This window comes from Nocardia sp. NBC_01377, from assembly GCF_045040005.1.
In the GTDB taxonomy this organism is placed as follows: Bacteria; Actinomycetota; Actinomycetes; order Mycobacteriales; family Mycobacteriaceae; genus Nocardia; species Nocardia noduli.
Genome location: NZ_CP109566.1, coordinates 1726381 through 1742046 on the forward strand (window position 1 = coordinate 1726381; position 15666 = coordinate 1742046).

The following is a 15666-nucleotide window of genomic DNA, read 5'->3' on the forward strand; positions in this document are numbered from 1 at the left end:
GTCGGCCGGTCGCAAGATTTTCGGCCTCGCCAGCGCGGATGTCCGCCTCCGATAGCCGACCACCGCAATAGCTCAGAAGTTCGGACCGTTCCCTGCACCGCGCCTGCCGCAGGCAGGCCGGTTTGTCAAAGCAGGCAATACGCCATATCCGTTGTTTTCCGCGCAGGTCAGGAACCCCGATTCCGCCGAGGCATCGTGCCGCGTGCCGACACGATGCCTCGGCTTTCACGAGAGGTGAACGTCAAGGGCTAAATCAGGAGGGTTGCGCGCGTACTTCTTCCAGTCGCGCGAGTGTCGCTTCGAGTTCGCCGCGCAGAATGGATTTGGCGGACTCGCCGTCCTCGCGTTCGATCGCGTCGACCAGGGCGGTGTGGGAATCGTCGCCGTGGTTGGGTTCGTGTGTGCGCAGTTCGGCGAGTTCGAGCAGATCGATGAGGCTGGATCGCAGCAGGGGGACGAATTCGGTGAACAGGGTTGCCAAGGCGGGGTTGTGCGCGGCCGCGACGACCGTGCAGTGCAGTGCGATGTCGGCGTCGATGAATTCGGCGTTGCTGCCGGTCGAGGCCTGGCGGCGGTGTTCGAGGGCTGCGTGTAGCGCGGTGAGGTCCTCCGGTGTGCGGCGGTGCGCGGCAAGGTCGGCGGCTGCGACCTCGAGCACGTTGCGTACTTCGTAGACGTCGGTGATGGCGGATCGACGTAGGCGTTCCGGCCAGGTCTCTACGGTCGTGTCGGCGATGACGAAGACTCCGGCGCCTTGGCGGGCCCGTACGAGGCCTGCGCCCGCGAGCGCGCGTATCGCCTCGCGGACGGTGGACCGTCCGACGCCGAGTGTCTGTGCCAGTACGTTTTCGGGGGGGAGTTTGGTGCCGACGGGCCAGCGGCCGGTGGTGATCTCCTCGCGGAGCCGCTCGGTGGCTTGATCGACCAGCGGGCTCGGCCGCAGTGTGTTCAGCGACATGTGGCTGCGTTGCCTCTTCGACTTTGGCGTTGTTTGTCCGATATCTACCAGATTTGATATCTACCAGGTGCCGACACTGACCAGGTTGTCTGATGAGCGGACACCCTGATAGGGTACCGCACGTGATGTCCCACGTTCTCCGATTCCCCCTTCTTCTCGGTTGCCGTTACGGGGTTTGAGATCGACCGGCACCCTGTAACGGGGTTCCGGCATGCCGGTCGATCTCGAACGAGACAAAGGAATTCTGTGAGCATCGCCCGACATTCCACCTTCCCCGGCCTTCGAACCCCCTCTGGTGCGATCCCGGTCGACGCGCCCGCGTGGAATCCGCAGCGTCCCAGCGGCATGCCGCACCATCGGTACAGTCCCGCCCACGATCGGGTCCGTATCGCCCTCGGCGACTCCGAGCGGGAATGGCCGACGCGCCTGATCACCGCTCCGCCGTTGTGGGTGCCCGTCGACCTGCGCGATGGCAATCAGGCCCTGCCCGAACCGATGGACACCGAACGCAAACGGCGCATGTTCGACCTGATGTGTGCCATAGGCTTCAAGGAGATCGAGGTCGCTTATCCCTCGGCGAGCCGCACCGATTTCGATTTCGTCCGTCACCTCGCCGAGAGCGGGGCCGTGCCCGACGACGTCACCATCAGCGTGTTCACCCCGGCCCGAACCGAACTCATCGACCGCACCATCGAATCGGTGGCGGGGCTGCCGCGCGTACTGATCCATATGTACACCGCGTGCGCGCCCACCTGGCGTGATGTCGTTCTGGGACGTGACCGTGACGCGCTGCGCGGCATGATCTTCGACGCGTCCGAGCATCTGCGTCGCCGCGCCGACGACCGACTGTCCGGGGCCGAGGTCCGATTCCAGTTTTCCCCGGAAGTCTTCAACCTCACCGAACCCGACTTCGTCCTCGAGATCTGCGACGGCGTCACCGCGCTGTGGGATGCGAGCGTGGACCGGCCGGTGGTGCTCAACCTGCCTGCGACCGTCGAGATCGCCACTCCGAATGTCTACGCCGACCAGATCGAGTACATGCACAAACATCTGGCGCGCCGCGACGCGGTGGTGCTCTCGGTCCATCCGCACAACGACCGGGGGACCGGTGTGGCCTGCGCCGAACTCGCGCTGTTGGCCGGAGCGCAACGCGTCGAGGGTTGCCTGTTCGGCAACGGTGAACGCACCGGGAACGTGGACCTGGTCACGCTGGTGCTCAATCTCTACACGCAGGGCGTGAACCCGATGATCGACCTGTCCGACATCGACGCCGTTCGCGCTGTCGTCGAGGAATGCAACCGGATTCCGGTGCACATCCGTCATCCCTACGTCGGGGATCTGGTGCACACGGCGTTCTCCGGCACGCATCAGGACGCGATCTCCAAGGGCTTCGCTCGGCGTGCGCAGCAGACCGAGTCTTCGGGCCGCTCGGATTCCGAGATTCCTTGGGAGGTACCGTATCTGCCGATCGACCCGGCGGATATCGGCCGCACCTACGAAGAGGTGATCCGGGTCAATTCGCAGTCCGGCAAGGGAGGTATCGCGCATCTGTTGCAGACCGGCCACGGGTTGGATCTGCCAGCGCGTATGCGCCCGGATTTCTACACCACCGTACAGCTGGTCGCCGACGAGACCGGACGGGAACTCTCGGGGGAGGACCTGTGGAAGTTGTTCCACGCCACCTACCTCGCCCCCGCCCATGACGGTGCGTACCTGCTCGAAGGCTGGGAAACCCGACGCCAGGGCTCGGCGCACGAATTCACCGCCGAGTTGGTGACCGCCGCCTCGCGGACGCCGATTCGCGGCGCCGGTAACGGGCCGCTGGCCGCGCTCACCGACGCGCTGAGCCGCGCCGGTATCGCCATCGATATTCTCACTTACAGCGAGCACGCGATCGCGACCGGGCCAGATGCCCCTGCCGCCGCGTACGCGCTGTGCCGGATCGGTGAGCGCGAGATCTGGGGCGCGGGCTGGGACACCTCCATCCTCACCGCTTCGGTGCATGCGGTCATGGCGGCGGTCAACCGAGCCGACGACTGAGTCGTACCCGCTGCGGTCCGCAGTGGCGACCGTGAACAGATCTCATGGCGTCGGCGTGCTCTGGTTCGTCTCCTGCCTGCGCGGATAGCCGCCTTCCGAATTCCATGAGTGCCCTGAGCCGGTCGGTTCCGTCCCCGCGGAGCCGACCGGCTCTTCGTCGCGGTTTGCCGAAGGAAACAGAGGAAGATGCCGACGAATAGGTCGGAAAGGTGTTATCGGACAAATAGCACATAACCGCGTGGTTGAAATCTGTTGCCAGACAAAGGTATTGCCGTTCCAGAATGATCTCGTTAGGATAGTCCTCAGATGACCTGAGAAACTGACAAGTGATTATCTACGTGCGAGCATGTGCGGGGGGATAGGTCCATGAAGCGTGGGCAACTCGGTTTTCTTACGAGCACACATCTGGTCGATGATCTCTACCAGGGGGCGATTCCCGCCCTGCTGCCCTTCCTGATGACAGAGCGCGGTTATTCGTACGCGGCGGTGTCGGGGCTGGCATTCGCGGCAAGCGGTATCTCCAGCCTGTTCCAGCCGTTGTTCGGTTTCATAGCCGACCGCAGCATGCGCACCTGGATGGTGCCGGTCGGATTCTGCGTCGCGGCGCTCGGAGTTTCGGCGGCGGGTCTGGTCGACAGCTACTGGATCACCTGGTCACTGTTCGCGCTCTCCGGTATCGGCCTGGCCGCGTATCACCCCTCGGCCACCAGTTACGCGCGGGCGGCAGGCGGCTCGTCCCAGACGGCGATGAGTGTCTTCGCCGTAGGTGGCACCTTCGGCAGTGCCTTGGCGGCACCGGTCGTGGCGGTCGTGATCGGTGGCATCGGTGTATCGGCCAGTTGGCTGCTCGCGATCCCCGCCGTGATCTTCGCGCTGCTATGGGCGCTGAAGGACCCGTGGATGCGATGGCGTGGCCACGAGATCGTGCCGCCGCTCACGGCGGTGCGGGCGCGCGGCGACAGTGTCACGGTGGACGATTGGCTCGGATTCGCCCGACTGGCTGCGGTCATCGTCGGCTGGTCCATCCCGTTCATCGCGATCAACTCCATGGTGGCGCTGCACGCCGAACGCGACCTGCACGAGTCCAAGGCCGTGGGCGCGGCGGTGCTCACCGTCTACGTCGCCGCCCAGGTGATCGGAATGCTGGCCGGCGGCTGGATCGGTGACCGCTACGGACGCATGACCGCTATCCGTTGGGGATATCTCCTGGCCCTGCCCGCCCTGGCAGGGGTCGCGCTGGCACCCTCGCTCGCTGTGCTGTTCGTGTGCGCGGCGTGCTTCGGCGCGGCGATGTTCCTGCCGTTCGCCGCCCAGGTCACCCTCGCGCAGGACTATCTGCCCAACCGCCCCGGCACCGCGAGCGGATTGGCTCTGGGCGTAGCGATCGCCGCCGGCGGATTGTTCATGCCCGCCCTGGGGTGGTTGGCCGATGTCCACGGCCTGCCACTCACCCTGCTCGTGCTGGTGTTCATTTTCGTCGTGCCGACCGCGCTGGCGCTGAATCTGCGGAATCCGCGGCACGCCGAGCCTGCCCAGGCGACTCCCGCGACCAGCGACGCACCGACTCGCTGAGTACACCTCTCCCGTATCTCGGACGGTAGCGCCGTCCGTTTCGTCTCACGCGCCCGACAACGGTGAACACACCGAAGGAGAAGACTGTGAAGATCGACTGGAACAACCATGAGGACCTACCCGGTCAAGGTATCGCTCTAGCCCGCAAATTCGCCTTCGGACAAGAGATGTCGTGTCTGCGGGTGGAGGCCGACCAATCCGGTGAGCTGAATCTGCCGCCGCACTGGCACAACAACGAGCAGTGGATCGTCGTCACCGAGGGTGCCGTCCGATTCGCCTGCGAGGGTGTCGAATACGAGCTGGAAGCAGGTGACGTTGCATACATTCCCTCCGGCCGCAAGCACACCGCGACCTATGTCGGCCCGGAAGGTGCTGTGCTGCTGGAGTTCTCGGCACCGCCTCGCCTCGACCTCGCACCGGGTTCGGTGATCCCCTCGTCCATGCGTTACAACCCGAGCCCGTTCGGTGGGGACGAGTGAGAACGGATGACCATGCGCAGCAGCAGTGTGTACGGACCATCTGTCCGGCCCAGCAATATACACGACGCGTTCGCTCGCGTGGCCGAGGCCAACCCGCACCGCGTGGCGGCGCGCGACGGTGACCGGTCGCTGACCTACGGTCGTATCGCCGCAGACGCCCGGCGCGTGGCCACCTGGCTGCGACGGGCCGGTGTAGGCAGCGGCGATCTCGTGCCCGTGATATCCAACCGCGACATCGACCTCCCCGCGGTCCTGCTGGGGATTCTGTCGACCGGCGCCGCCTACGGCATGCTCGATCCCCGGTGGCCCGCACTCCGCCACGCCCACCTCCTGGACAGTGTCGCCCCGGCGGTCGTCGTTGCCGAGACCACCGCGGCAGCCGAACTCGACACCAGGGGCGTACCGCTGGTGACAACCGACGAACTGCTGCGGAGTCCGGACCAGCCGCAGCCGAGGATCGTGGTGCATCCCCAACAGGGTGCCGCAGTGTTCTGGACCTCTGGCAGCACCGGCGCGCCCAAGGGAGTTCTGTCACCGCACCAGGCCACCACCCGATTGTTCGCGACTCCACCCTTCCTGGAATACGGACCGGAGCCCGTGGTGATCCACGCTGCGGCCGTTGCCTGGGACGCCTTCAGTCTGGAATTATGGGGCGCACTACTACGCGGCGGTACGCTGCTCGTCCACGCGCGAGATCTCCTGCTACCCAACGATATCCGCGCCCATATACGTGACGGCGCCGCCACCCACCTGTTCCTCACCCCGGCCCTGGCCGAGGTGGTCGTGGGCGGTGATGTGGACTGCCTGGCCGGACTGCGTTGTCTGATGCTCGGCGGCGACAAACCCGATCCCCATACCTGCGAACGCCTGCTCAGCACCTACCCGAACCTCAAGCTGATCAATGGCTACGGACCGGTCGAATCGTGCGTGTTCGCCACCACTCACCCCATTACCACCGCCGACATCGCCCGCGCACAGCCGATTCCCGCTGGATCCCCGGTTCCCGGCACCGGCGTGCACATCGTCGCCGACGACGGACCCCTGCCCGCAGGGGAGACCGGCGAAGTGGCGTTGAGCGGAACGGGTATCGCACTCGGATATCTCGGGGATCCGGCGTCGACCAAAGCCGCGTTTCGCACCCTCGACATCGACGGCAGGCCTGTCAGGGTCTATCTGACCGGTGACCGCGGCCGCATCGACGCGGCGGGCCTGCTGCACTTCTCCGGACGCGGCGACAGCCAGATCAAGGTATCCGGTCACCGCATCGAACCCGCCGAGATCGAAGCCGCCGCGCGCGCGGTCGGTGCGCGCCGCGCGGTAGTACTGCCCCGACACGACAAATCCGGAAACCCGCAGCTGATCCTGTTCGCCGAGGTCCACACCGCAGAGCTGACCGAAGCCGGATTGCACGCTCGGCTCCGGGAACATCTGCCCGCCTACATGATTCCCGCCCGCGTGCACATCTTGACCGATATGCCACTGCTGGACAACACCAAGATCGACAAGAAGCGTTTGACCGAGCAATACGGCTTCCCGGCATGATCTCTCCCGGAAGGAATACCGCTGTGGCTGAGCCGACTCGCGCCGAAACACAGATCACGATGGTGCTGGACGCCATCCAGAGCAAACGCAGAATCGAACGAGTGCTGGAGGCGGCCAACGCGCTGCTGGCCCGATACCACACTGACACCGACCACCACGACCGCCTGACGAGCTGCTTCGAGCTGATCCGCCGAAATATCACCCCCGATATCGAAATCGTTTACGAAGCGACCACTCTCGGCGAGATCGGCATCGCCGGAACCAGTGAGGACACGCCCCTCTTCCGCTCAGAACTGACCGGAGCCGCTGGCGCCGTCGGCACGATGACGGCCCGCTACACCACACCGTCCCCCCTCGGTCTCACCGCAGAGGAATGGCATGCCGCGATGGGCGTGCTGGCGGGCATCCTCGGTCTCGGTCTCGGTGGGAGCGCCGGATGCCCGCGGTGACCACCCGCACCGCGCCGCTCACGGAACCGAACTGGTACCGGCATCTGCCCGCCGGCCGCGACGTGCACCTACTCCACGAGGGCGTGGTGGCCGTGACCGGCAACGACGCGGTCCACCAGATCCTCGCGCACCCCGCAGTCGTCGCCGAGCACCCGCTGAAAGCTTCATCGCGGGCTCTCGGACCCAACGTTCTGGACGCGGACGGCCCCCAGCACAGAGCATTTCGAGCTCTACTGGCGCCGGTGCTCTCGGCGGGGCGCATCGATGACTACGCGCGCACACTCATGCCGCGCCTGATCGACGACCTGACAGAGGAATTGGCGGGCGTGCGCACCAACGAGTTCGACGCCCGCTACGCCCACAGGATTCCCTACGGACTGGTGTGCGCGGTCCTCGGCATCGACACGGCGCTGGAGGAGCGCTTCCACACCCTCACCAGACCCCTAGCCCAACTGCTGGACTACCCGACCGTGGAAACGCCGCAGACCCATCGGTGCGCGGCGGAATTGCTCGACCTGATCGAAGAGCAGCGAATCGCCCGCGATGGCTCAGGGACCTCGCTGCTGGAGACGATCGAACGAACCCGCGACCGCAAGGCGATCACACTGAGCGACAGCGAGGTTCGCTCGACTGCGGTCCTGTTCTTCATCGCGGGCACCGAAACCTCGAGCGCCTACATCACGTCGCTGGTGTACTGCATCGGCCGAACAGTATTCGGCCTCGAGGAATTGCTCGACAGCGAAGTCCGAGCCCATTTCCTCGAAGAAGTACTGCGGTTGTACCCGCCGGTGCAGACCGTGGTCAGGTTCGCCGCCGAGGACATCACCCTCGACGGCGTCACCGTGCCCCGGCACTCCGCGATACTCGCCTCGATCGCCGCCGCCAATCGCGATCCCCGCGTCTTCGCCTACCCGGATCGGCTCGTGATTGGCCGCGACACGAAACGATCGGCACCTTTCGCGGTGGGCGCCCACGCCTGCCCCGGCGCGGTACTGGCCAAGACGGAATTCGGTCTGCTCACCGCCCGGCTGGCCGAACGATTTCGCGAGATCGCGGTCGTCGGCGACGAACGGCGCATCGAATCCCAATCCTTCTCCCATCCAGTGGATTTCACCGTCCATTTCCGCGTCAAGTAAGGAATCGACATGACCACCGAAATCGAGCGACTGCGTTCCTGGCTCGCCGGACTGCACGAGGTACCGGTCATCATCGACGACGATATCGATCTGATCGAATCCGGGTTGGTGACCAGCCTGCAATTCGTGAGCATGGTGATGGAGATCGAACGACTCCACGGCTCCCGGCTGGAACCAGGCGTGATCACCATCGAGAAGATGCGCACGCTGCGGGCGATCGACGCCGCCGTCTTCCGGTCCCGCACCGAACTGACCCTATGACCGAGGACTCGGCCCCGGTCGCGGTCGTATCCGGAACATCCTCGGGTATCGGTGCAGCCGTCGCGGAGATACTGCTCGAACGCGGCTACTCCGTCCTCGGATTGTCCAGGCGAGGAAATCCCGCCCTGAGCGATCGATCCGGCTACGTCGATTCCATTGCCGATCTGCGTGACCCCGACAGCGTGCACCGGGCCGTGGAAGCGGTGCCGGAGCTGACCACCCGATCCCTGCGAGCGGTGATACTGAACGCAGGCCACTCACCCGATCCCGCGGAGTTGACCGCGCTTCCCTGGGACACCGCTGTACACGCTTTCACAGCCAACGTGGCGACCGCATTGAGCGTTGTGCAAGGCACAGGGCAATGGCTCAAACGGTCGCGGGGCGGCTCCCTGGTATTCGTGGGCGCCAGCCTGGCCAACGGCTACAAGCCCGAGCGCTTCGCCTATGCCGCTAGCAAAGCCGCCATGACCACGTTGATGCGGGCGTGCTCGGTGGAATTCGCCGAGGACGGCGTCGTCAGCAACGAAGTCCGACCCGGTCCGGTCGCCACACCCATGACCATGGCCGGATTGGACGACGGAATCACCGACGACGTCCTACAGGTGATCAACCAGGGATTCGGCACCGATTGGCTCAAGAGTTCCCGCACCGTCGCGGAATGGATCGTGACCATCGCCGAATTCCCCTCCAACGGACCGACCGGCCAGATCTTCAACTACAGCCGCAAAACACTCTGACCATACTTCCCGGATCTCCACCCACCTCGGATAGGAAAACTCATGACCGCGACACTCGCCAATCCCTCTGCCTCACAATTGATCGATCTGTTCAACAGGGCTTCGCCCGGGATGCTCGTCACCACCTCGGACGGTGCGGTCGTCCTGGCGAACAAGGCCGCCACCGAACTGCTCGGCACGGGGGCCGCCGCAGGCGCCCACCTGCCCGCAGCGTTGGGTATCACCGACTACGACGTTTACCGACAGGCCGCGCAGCCGGTCGAGAACATCGCCGTTGCCTTCGACGACCCGAATTTCCCCACCGGCTACGCCAATATCGGTTTCGGCCGGGTAGCCGACACCGAATATGCGTTCTGGGCGTTGCGGCCAGTAACCTCCCATCCCACTCCCGCCCCGCGGCCCAACGATGGCGCTGACACCGCCCAGGCGTGGATCAACCGGGTCGACCGCGACGCCCACACCTACATCCCGGTCGACGCAGACGCGGTGCCGTTGATCCAGGGCTACTACGACACCTGCCCTGTCGCCATCCACCTCATCGCCGTGGACGGCACCGTCGTCCACGCCAACTGGAAGGACATAGCCCTCGTTGGCGCGAGCGCCGATCCCACCTCCTACATCGGCCATCACATCCGCCGGATCTATGCGGACCAACCGGTGGTGGAGGACTTCCTGGGCCGGTGGGGCGAGGACGCGCCGATCATCGACTTCCGCGCGGACTTCCTCGATCGCAGCCGCGACAACGCCCGCGTCCCGGTCGTGATCTTCTCCACCGCGCACGTGGAGAACGACACACTCCAGAACACCCGATGCTTCGTCTTCTCCGATTCCCAACCCACCCGCCGCCGCGACCGAGTGACAGCCCTCGATCTCGAGTTCTGACCCGGATCCGATCCAGACACGTGGACGCGCCTGTTCACCTAGCTTGAGTTTCAACCTTCAGGGGTCGGACTGTTGGACCCAGGTTGATCTTGGATGAAGCCCTTGGGTGATGATTCCTCTTGCGACAGAACGAACTTCGACCCAAGGGCTTCTTTGAATATTGTGCACGACACTGGTGCGTCCGGTGTGCTCGGGGACCTGTCGGGATTCCGGGAGGAGTTCTATCGGTGCCTGACTTCGCGATCGGATGCGTTGTTCGAGCTGGCTGATGCGGTGTTGTGTGCCGATGGGCCGGTGCGGTCGTTGCCGGAGTTGTCGCTGGTCGGCGAGCATCGCCGCGGACACGGCAGTGTGTATGCGGCGCTGGATCGGGGCCGGGTCGAGGTCGACCGCTTGCGTCGGGCGTTGGCTGTGGTGCCGTTGCCGCGCGCAGCCGGTGGCAGGTTGGTGCTGGCAGTCGACATCACCAGTTGGTTGCGCCCGGAAGCGCACACGTGTCCGCAGCGGATGTGGTGTCACACCTATGGCCGTGCCCGTAATTCGCATCTGTTGGTGGCGGGGTGGCCGTACTCGGTAGTTTGCGCGCTCGAGACCGGCCACAGTTCCTGGACCGCGCCATTGGACGCGGCGCGACTGGCGCCGGGCGATGACGCGGTCACGGTCACCGCTGAGCAGTTGCGGACCGTGATCGCCAATCTGGTCGCCGCTAAGGATCTGTACCACGTCGAGGGCCACATGCAGCGATGGCTGCGGCTCGATCGAATCCCGTAACGTTTTGAGCGCCAATATGTTCTTGCCCTCGTTCACCAGTCGCTCCACCTGGGCGTGCGTTGCTTTCGGTAGGGCGGCAAGGACCGCGTACGCCTCGCACCAGGTACAGGGTCTATCGGTCACGGTGCCGTACACACGAGTGCGTTGGCCGCACCCGGCGCATTGCCAGTCCGCTGTTGTGTTGTCCACCCGTGCAGTCTGGCACCAGGCACGGGCTGACGACTGCCGTGGAACCTGGTCCACACGACGAAGTTGGGGAGCGGAGCGGAGGATTCGGCCGTGGGGCCGATACGTGAAGCAAGGCCTCCGGACATAGAGCCCGTGCACGGGGGTGGGCGAGAAATGATCAAGACCTGTGAGTTTGTCGTCGCGGAGCCGTTGGACCCTACCTGGGGGTACTGGTTGATCAACGCATCAAACACCGCGCCCAGCGTGATGTCGGGGGTTGCGGCTGGATTCAGTCAAGACCGATATGGGGGTATCGCGATCGCTGGGCATGTAGCGATTCAATGCAAAGCAGTGAACGAGATACTCAGTGAATTGCCAGAGGAGTCACGGCTCAAATACGAAAGCGCCGACTCGCTCCGGCGTAGTTTTATCGATATCTGTGGTTTCGGTGACTTCCAAGTTCCGCCATATACAGGATTGACTCACGTTATAACCGAAGTCGATCACGTCGAGTCCGCAGTCCGGTGGTTCATTGAACGTTTCCGAGTAGTGGTCTGACGGATCGGTTGCTGCGGCGGTGCTGAAAGATGTTGGGGTGGAACGCGAAACGCGGAACCTCTGGCGTATGAAGGAGGTCCGACTAAAGATCAACTTCACAGAGGTTCCGCGCGTCATGAGTGTCGCATACATCGCCATCCTGCCGTTGCCCGAGTCCACCGTCGCCCACGTCGCGGGCTTGCTGGCCGCGCGCCGCCAGGCCTTGGGGACCCGCTGGAGGGCGTTGACCTGCCTCGAACAGGCAGTGCTGGGGTTGCGGTGGTTCACCGACGGCACCCGTGTCGAGCAGCTCGCCCTGGACAACGCGATCGGCCGCACCACCGCCTACGACAGCCTCCACGAGGTGATCGATACTCTCGCCGCCCGGGCCCCGGCCTTGCACAACGTGCTGCTGGCCGCGAAAGTCGCTGGGCACCAGCACATCAGCGTGGACGGTACGCTCATCCACACCGACCGGGTCGGCCAAGCCGGCCCCGCCACCGCCAAAGCCACCTCGGTGCCACGCCGGGTCAAAGTCGACCTCTGGTGGTCGGGAAAACACGGCCGCCACGGCGGGAACATCCAGGTCGTTACCGCCCCGGACGGGTGGCCGATGTGGACCTCCGAGGTTCGTCCGGGACGTGAGCACGATGTCACCGCGCTGCGCGCCCACCCCGAGATGCTGCCCGCGCTCACGGACTGGACCGGTGAAAACCTGCCCGTGCTGGGCGATCTCGGATACTTGGGCGAGGCCACAACGATCACGGTCGCGGTCAAGAAGCCCAAGGGCGGGCAGCTGACCGACGAACAGAAAACGGCGAACAAGGCCCACAACCAGGTTCGCGCGGTCGGTGAGCGCGGTAACGCACTGCTCAAATGGTTCAAGGCATTGCGTCGAGTCAGCTTGTGCCCGTGCCGGATCGGTGCCATCGCCGCAGCCGCGCTGGTGTTGCTGCATCTTCAACACGGCCGCAGCGTCTGACCGTGACACGCCGCTACTCGGAAAGGCTCATTGATGACCATGCATTACTGTGGCTATCGGAACGCGATTCTCAAAATAAGCTCACCACACTTGCGCGTGCACCAAGTCCGCAGGCGCCCGAAAATATTTCTGCCCGTCGCCTTCGTGCTGTCGTGGCGCTGTGTATCGTCAACAAAGATTTCGCGGATGCAGCGTCGCTTGTAGAATGGTATATCCGACGGAACAAGCTCAATTTCCTGGATTCGCTGGAGAGAACGTTGGCCTTTGATACCGCGTTGTCCGAGCTATACCCGCAGTACAAGACAGAGCGGGGGCGGACGGGTATTTAATGCTACGAGGCCGCTGGGTCAGGTTGGTGCTGGTTGACGTGGCGGGTGGTGGCCGAGCTGGATGTGTTGCTGGTGCGGATCCGTGCGTGTCAGACATCCCGGGAGCTTGGATGTGAGATATTGTCAAATCCTGTGGATTGGCAAGTTTCAGGCGATCTCCGTTCGGGTGGTGTCGGCCGGGTCGGCTGGTGATGTCGGGGTGATGTTGCGGGGGCGTTCGAGGAGTTTGCCTTTGTGGAACAGGGCACCGTTGCGGACGAGTGCGACCAGTTCGGGTGCGTTGACCTTGCGCCAGCGGCCTTGGGCGGCCTCGATCAGCTTGTAGGCCATGGCGATTCCGGCTGCACGAGAGCCTGGCCCCCTTGGTGACCTTCGTGCGTAACCGCACGGTGGCGAAGGTGGATTCGATCGGGTTCGTGGTCCGCAGGTGGATCCACTGCTCGACCGGATATTTGAAGAACTCGAGCAGCACGTCGAGATCGTCGGTGATCTTCTTGACGGCTTTCGGGTATTTTGCGCCGTAGTCGATTTCGAAGGCTTTCACCGCGATTTGCGCTTTGTCGATATCCTCGGCGTTGTATATTTCTTTCATCGCCGAGATCGCAGCGGGATGCGCCGATTTCGGTATTGCGGCAAGGACATTCGCACTCTTGTGGGACCGTAAGGTAATAACGTGTTGTTCTGTGCTGCATGGTGTTTCGATGTGTTATGGCGGTGTTGACGGGGACCGAGGAACGGCTTGGGTGGCGGTTCGAGGTGTTGTTGCCGCATTTGAACGAACGCCAACGGCGTCTGGCGTTGGCGACGGAGGCGCGGTTGCTCGGCCACGGTGGAGTACGAACGGTGGCCCGCGTCGCCGGTGTCAGCGAAACCACGGTCCGCAAGGGTGTTTTCGAGTTGGAGTCCGGCGATCCGCCGCTGCCGCGGTGGCGGGTGCGACGTCCGGGCGGGGGCCGCAAGCCTGCTGGGCAGGTCGATCCGCAACTCGTGGTGGCGTTGTTGAGGCTGGTCGAGCCCGATGAGCGTGGTGATCCGGAGTCGCCGTTGCGGTGGACGACGAAGTCGTTGCGGCACCTGGCCGAGGAGTTGACCCGCCAGGGGCATCCGGTGTCCGCGCCGACAGTGAGGAAACTGTTGCGGGACAATGGGTTCAGTCTTCAAGCCAACGCCAAGACGCTGGAGGGAAAGCAGCACCCTGATCGAGACGGCCAGTTCCGCTATATCAACGAGCAGGTCAAGACGCATCAGGCTGCCGGTGAGCCGGTCATCAGCGTCGATTCGAAGAAGAAGGAACAACTCGGCCGACTGCCCAACGCCGGGCGGGAGTGGCGACCACGGGGAGAACCAGTCGAGGTGGAAGACCACAGCTTCTTCACCGGCCCGAATGTCGAGCAGGCGATCCCCTACGGCATCTATGATCTGGTCACCGACGCCGGATGGGTCAACGTCGGCGTGGACCACGACACCTCCGCGTTCGCCGTGGCCTCGATCCGCCGCTGGTGGCAGGGGCGAGGATGCCTCGACTACCCGCGGGCGAGCAAGCTGTTGATCACCGCGGACGCCGGCGGATCCAACAGTCACCGCTACCGGCTGTGGAAGGCCGAACTGGCGGCGTTGGCCGCCGAAACCGGTCTGGCGATCACGGTCTGCCACTTCCCGCCCGGCACCAGCAAATGGAACAAGATCGAGCACCGCCTGTTCTCCCAGATCACCATGAACTGGCGCGGACGCCCGCTGACCAGTCACGAGGTGGTCGTCAACACCATCGCCTCGACACGCACCCGCACCGGGTTGCGTGTCCACGCCGAACTCGACACCCGCGACTACCCACTCGGGATCGCGATCAACACAGAGCGGTTCCAGGCGTTGCCCGTGCTCCCACACGACTGGCACGGCGCCTGGAACTACACCGTCCACCCGGCATTGGCCGAGATCCCGGTCACCGCCGAACGCCGTGCCCACCATCGGGCCGAGTTCCTGGAACTGCTCACCGACCCGCGGTTGACCGGAATGACCCGCGACGAACTGGCGGATCTCGCCGCAGGTTTGGCTCCGGCTCAAGCCGCTCGCGCGGCGCAACGCTGCTGGGAACAACGCGGCGGCCGACGCCGCCGAGCCCCCGGAGCGGGCGGCAAACGCCTGCTCACCGACGCCACATGCGTCCTGATCACGATCGTCTACCTGCGGCAGGTCTGCTCACAACGGGTCCTGTCGGAACTGTTGGAGGTCAACGCCAACACCATCGGCGAGGTGATCGCCGAAACCCGAACCCTGCTCGACGAACACCGATACCGCGTCGCGACCTCGACCCAGCTGCGCTTCACAACGTCAACGGCTTTCCGAGACTTTCTCCACCACACCCCTGTTCCACGGGCGCAACCACACGCGCAACTGCCCGAGAGGTTGTCCTCACCGACGTTGACCGGGCTCAGCCGACGACAACTCCATGACCTCGTCGAGCGACTCGCGCCGAGACAGGCCGCACTGGTCGAACGGCATCGCCACACCCGACGTGGCGGCGAGCGCATGCCCGCCGCCCGCGGCGGGGTGTTCCTACAGAAGATCACCGACGCCGACCGGGTTCTCGCGACCGTGCTGCATAAACGCCGGCTATGCAACCGCGAGGTACTGGCCGAACTGTTCGGCGTCAGCCCACGCACCATCGGCACCGCGCTGCTTCAAGTCCGGCCCCTCCTGGAACACGACGGGATCACCATCACCCCCGCTGCCACCCGATACCGCAGCGTGACAGACCTTCTCGCCGCCATACCACCCTCGGAGACCATCGCCACCGACTCGCCACGTTGATTTCTTACGGTCCCT

At 64.5% G+C, this 15666-nt stretch carries 14 protein-coding genes and 1 pseudogene; 13 read left to right on the forward strand and 2 right to left on the reverse strand.

Annotation, left to right across the window (positions count from 1 at the left end; all coding sequences use genetic code 11):
• Window positions 1–253: 253 nt before the first annotated feature.
• Entirely contained in the window at window positions 254–958 is a 705-nt protein-coding gene (locus tag OG225_RS07650) for a FadR/GntR family transcriptional regulator (RefSeq protein WP_405181024.1), read from the reverse strand.
• Window positions 959–1303: 345 nt separating this feature from the next.
• Between OG225_RS07650 and leuA the strand changes: the two genes are divergently transcribed.
• The 12 genes from leuA to OG225_RS07710 all read left to right on the forward strand — a co-directional run bounded on the left by leuA (window position 1304) and on the right by OG225_RS07710 (window position 12843).
• On the forward strand, window positions 1304–2998 hold the full coding sequence (leuA, locus tag OG225_RS07655) for a 2-isopropylmalate synthase (RefSeq protein WP_405183214.1): 1695 nt from the start codon (window positions 1304–1306) through the stop codon (window positions 2996–2998).
• Window positions 2999–3364: 366 nt separating this feature from the next.
• Complete coding sequence (locus OG225_RS07660) at window positions 3365–4570, forward strand: MFS transporter (protein ID WP_405181025.1); 1206 nt, start codon at window positions 3365–3367, stop codon at window positions 4568–4570.
• An 86-nt stretch (window positions 4571–4656) separates the two neighbouring features.
• A complete protein-coding gene (locus tag OG225_RS07665) occupies window positions 4657–5049 on the forward strand; it encodes a cupin domain-containing protein (RefSeq protein WP_405181026.1) in 393 nt (130 codons plus the stop codon).
• Between the two features lie 6 nt (window positions 5050–5055).
• Window positions 5056–6591, forward strand: a complete 1536-nt coding sequence (locus OG225_RS07670; RefSeq protein ID WP_405181027.1) for an AMP-binding protein — start codon at window positions 5056–5058, stop codon at window positions 6589–6591.
• A 23-nt stretch (window positions 6592–6614) separates the two neighbouring features.
• Window positions 6615–7040 carry a hypothetical protein gene (locus OG225_RS07675; RefSeq protein ID WP_405181028.1) on the forward strand — a complete coding sequence of 142 codons (426 nt, stop codon included), beginning with the start codon at window positions 6615–6617 and terminating at the stop codon, window positions 7038–7040.
• A complete protein-coding gene (locus OG225_RS07680; protein ID WP_405181029.1) occupies window positions 7028–8176 on the forward strand; it encodes a cytochrome P450 in 1149 nt (382 codons plus the stop codon). The genes OG225_RS07675 and OG225_RS07680 overlap by 13 nt, the downstream gene beginning before the upstream one ends.
• Window positions 8177–8185: 9 nt before the next feature.
• Window positions 8186–8437 (forward strand): phosphopantetheine-binding protein, encoded by a 252-nt coding sequence (locus OG225_RS07685; RefSeq protein WP_405181030.1) that lies wholly within the window; start codon window positions 8186–8188, stop codon window positions 8435–8437.
• Window positions 8434–9174: an SDR family NAD(P)-dependent oxidoreductase gene (locus OG225_RS07690; RefSeq protein ID WP_405181031.1), complete on the forward strand. Its 741-nt coding sequence runs from the start codon at window positions 8434–8436 to the stop codon at window positions 9172–9174. Before OG225_RS07685 ends, OG225_RS07690 begins: the two co-directional genes overlap by 4 nt.
• Window positions 9175–9216: 42 nt before the next feature.
• Window positions 9217–10056 carry a PAS domain-containing protein gene (locus tag OG225_RS07695; protein ID WP_405181032.1) on the forward strand — a complete coding sequence of 280 codons (840 nt, stop codon included), beginning with the start codon at window positions 9217–9219 and terminating at the stop codon, window positions 10054–10056.
• A 93-nt stretch (window positions 10057–10149) separates the two neighbouring features.
• Window positions 10150–10827, forward strand: a complete 678-nt coding sequence (locus tag OG225_RS07700; RefSeq protein WP_405181033.1) for a transposase — start codon at window positions 10150–10152, stop codon at window positions 10825–10827.
• 841 nt (window positions 10828–11668) lie between these two features.
• Window positions 11669–12514 (forward strand): transposase family protein, encoded by an 846-nt coding sequence (locus tag OG225_RS07705; protein WP_405181034.1) that lies wholly within the window; start codon window positions 11669–11671, stop codon window positions 12512–12514.
• 2 nt (window positions 12515–12516) lie between these two features.
• Complete coding sequence (locus OG225_RS07710; RefSeq protein ID WP_405181035.1) at window positions 12517–12843, forward strand: hypothetical protein; 327 nt, start codon at window positions 12517–12519, stop codon at window positions 12841–12843.
• A gap of 147 nt (window positions 12844–12990) precedes the next feature.
• Here the strand turns inward: OG225_RS07710 and OG225_RS07715 are convergent.
• A pseudogene (locus OG225_RS07715) lies at window positions 12991–13498 on the reverse strand (transposase); the annotation flags it as partial.
• A 53-nt stretch (window positions 13499–13551) separates the two neighbouring features.
• Between OG225_RS07715 and OG225_RS07720 the strand changes: the two are divergent.
• Window positions 13552–15651 (forward strand): ISAzo13 family transposase, encoded by a 2100-nt coding sequence (locus OG225_RS07720; protein WP_405181036.1) that lies wholly within the window; start codon window positions 13552–13554, stop codon window positions 15649–15651.
• Window positions 15652–15666: the final 15 nt, after the last annotated feature.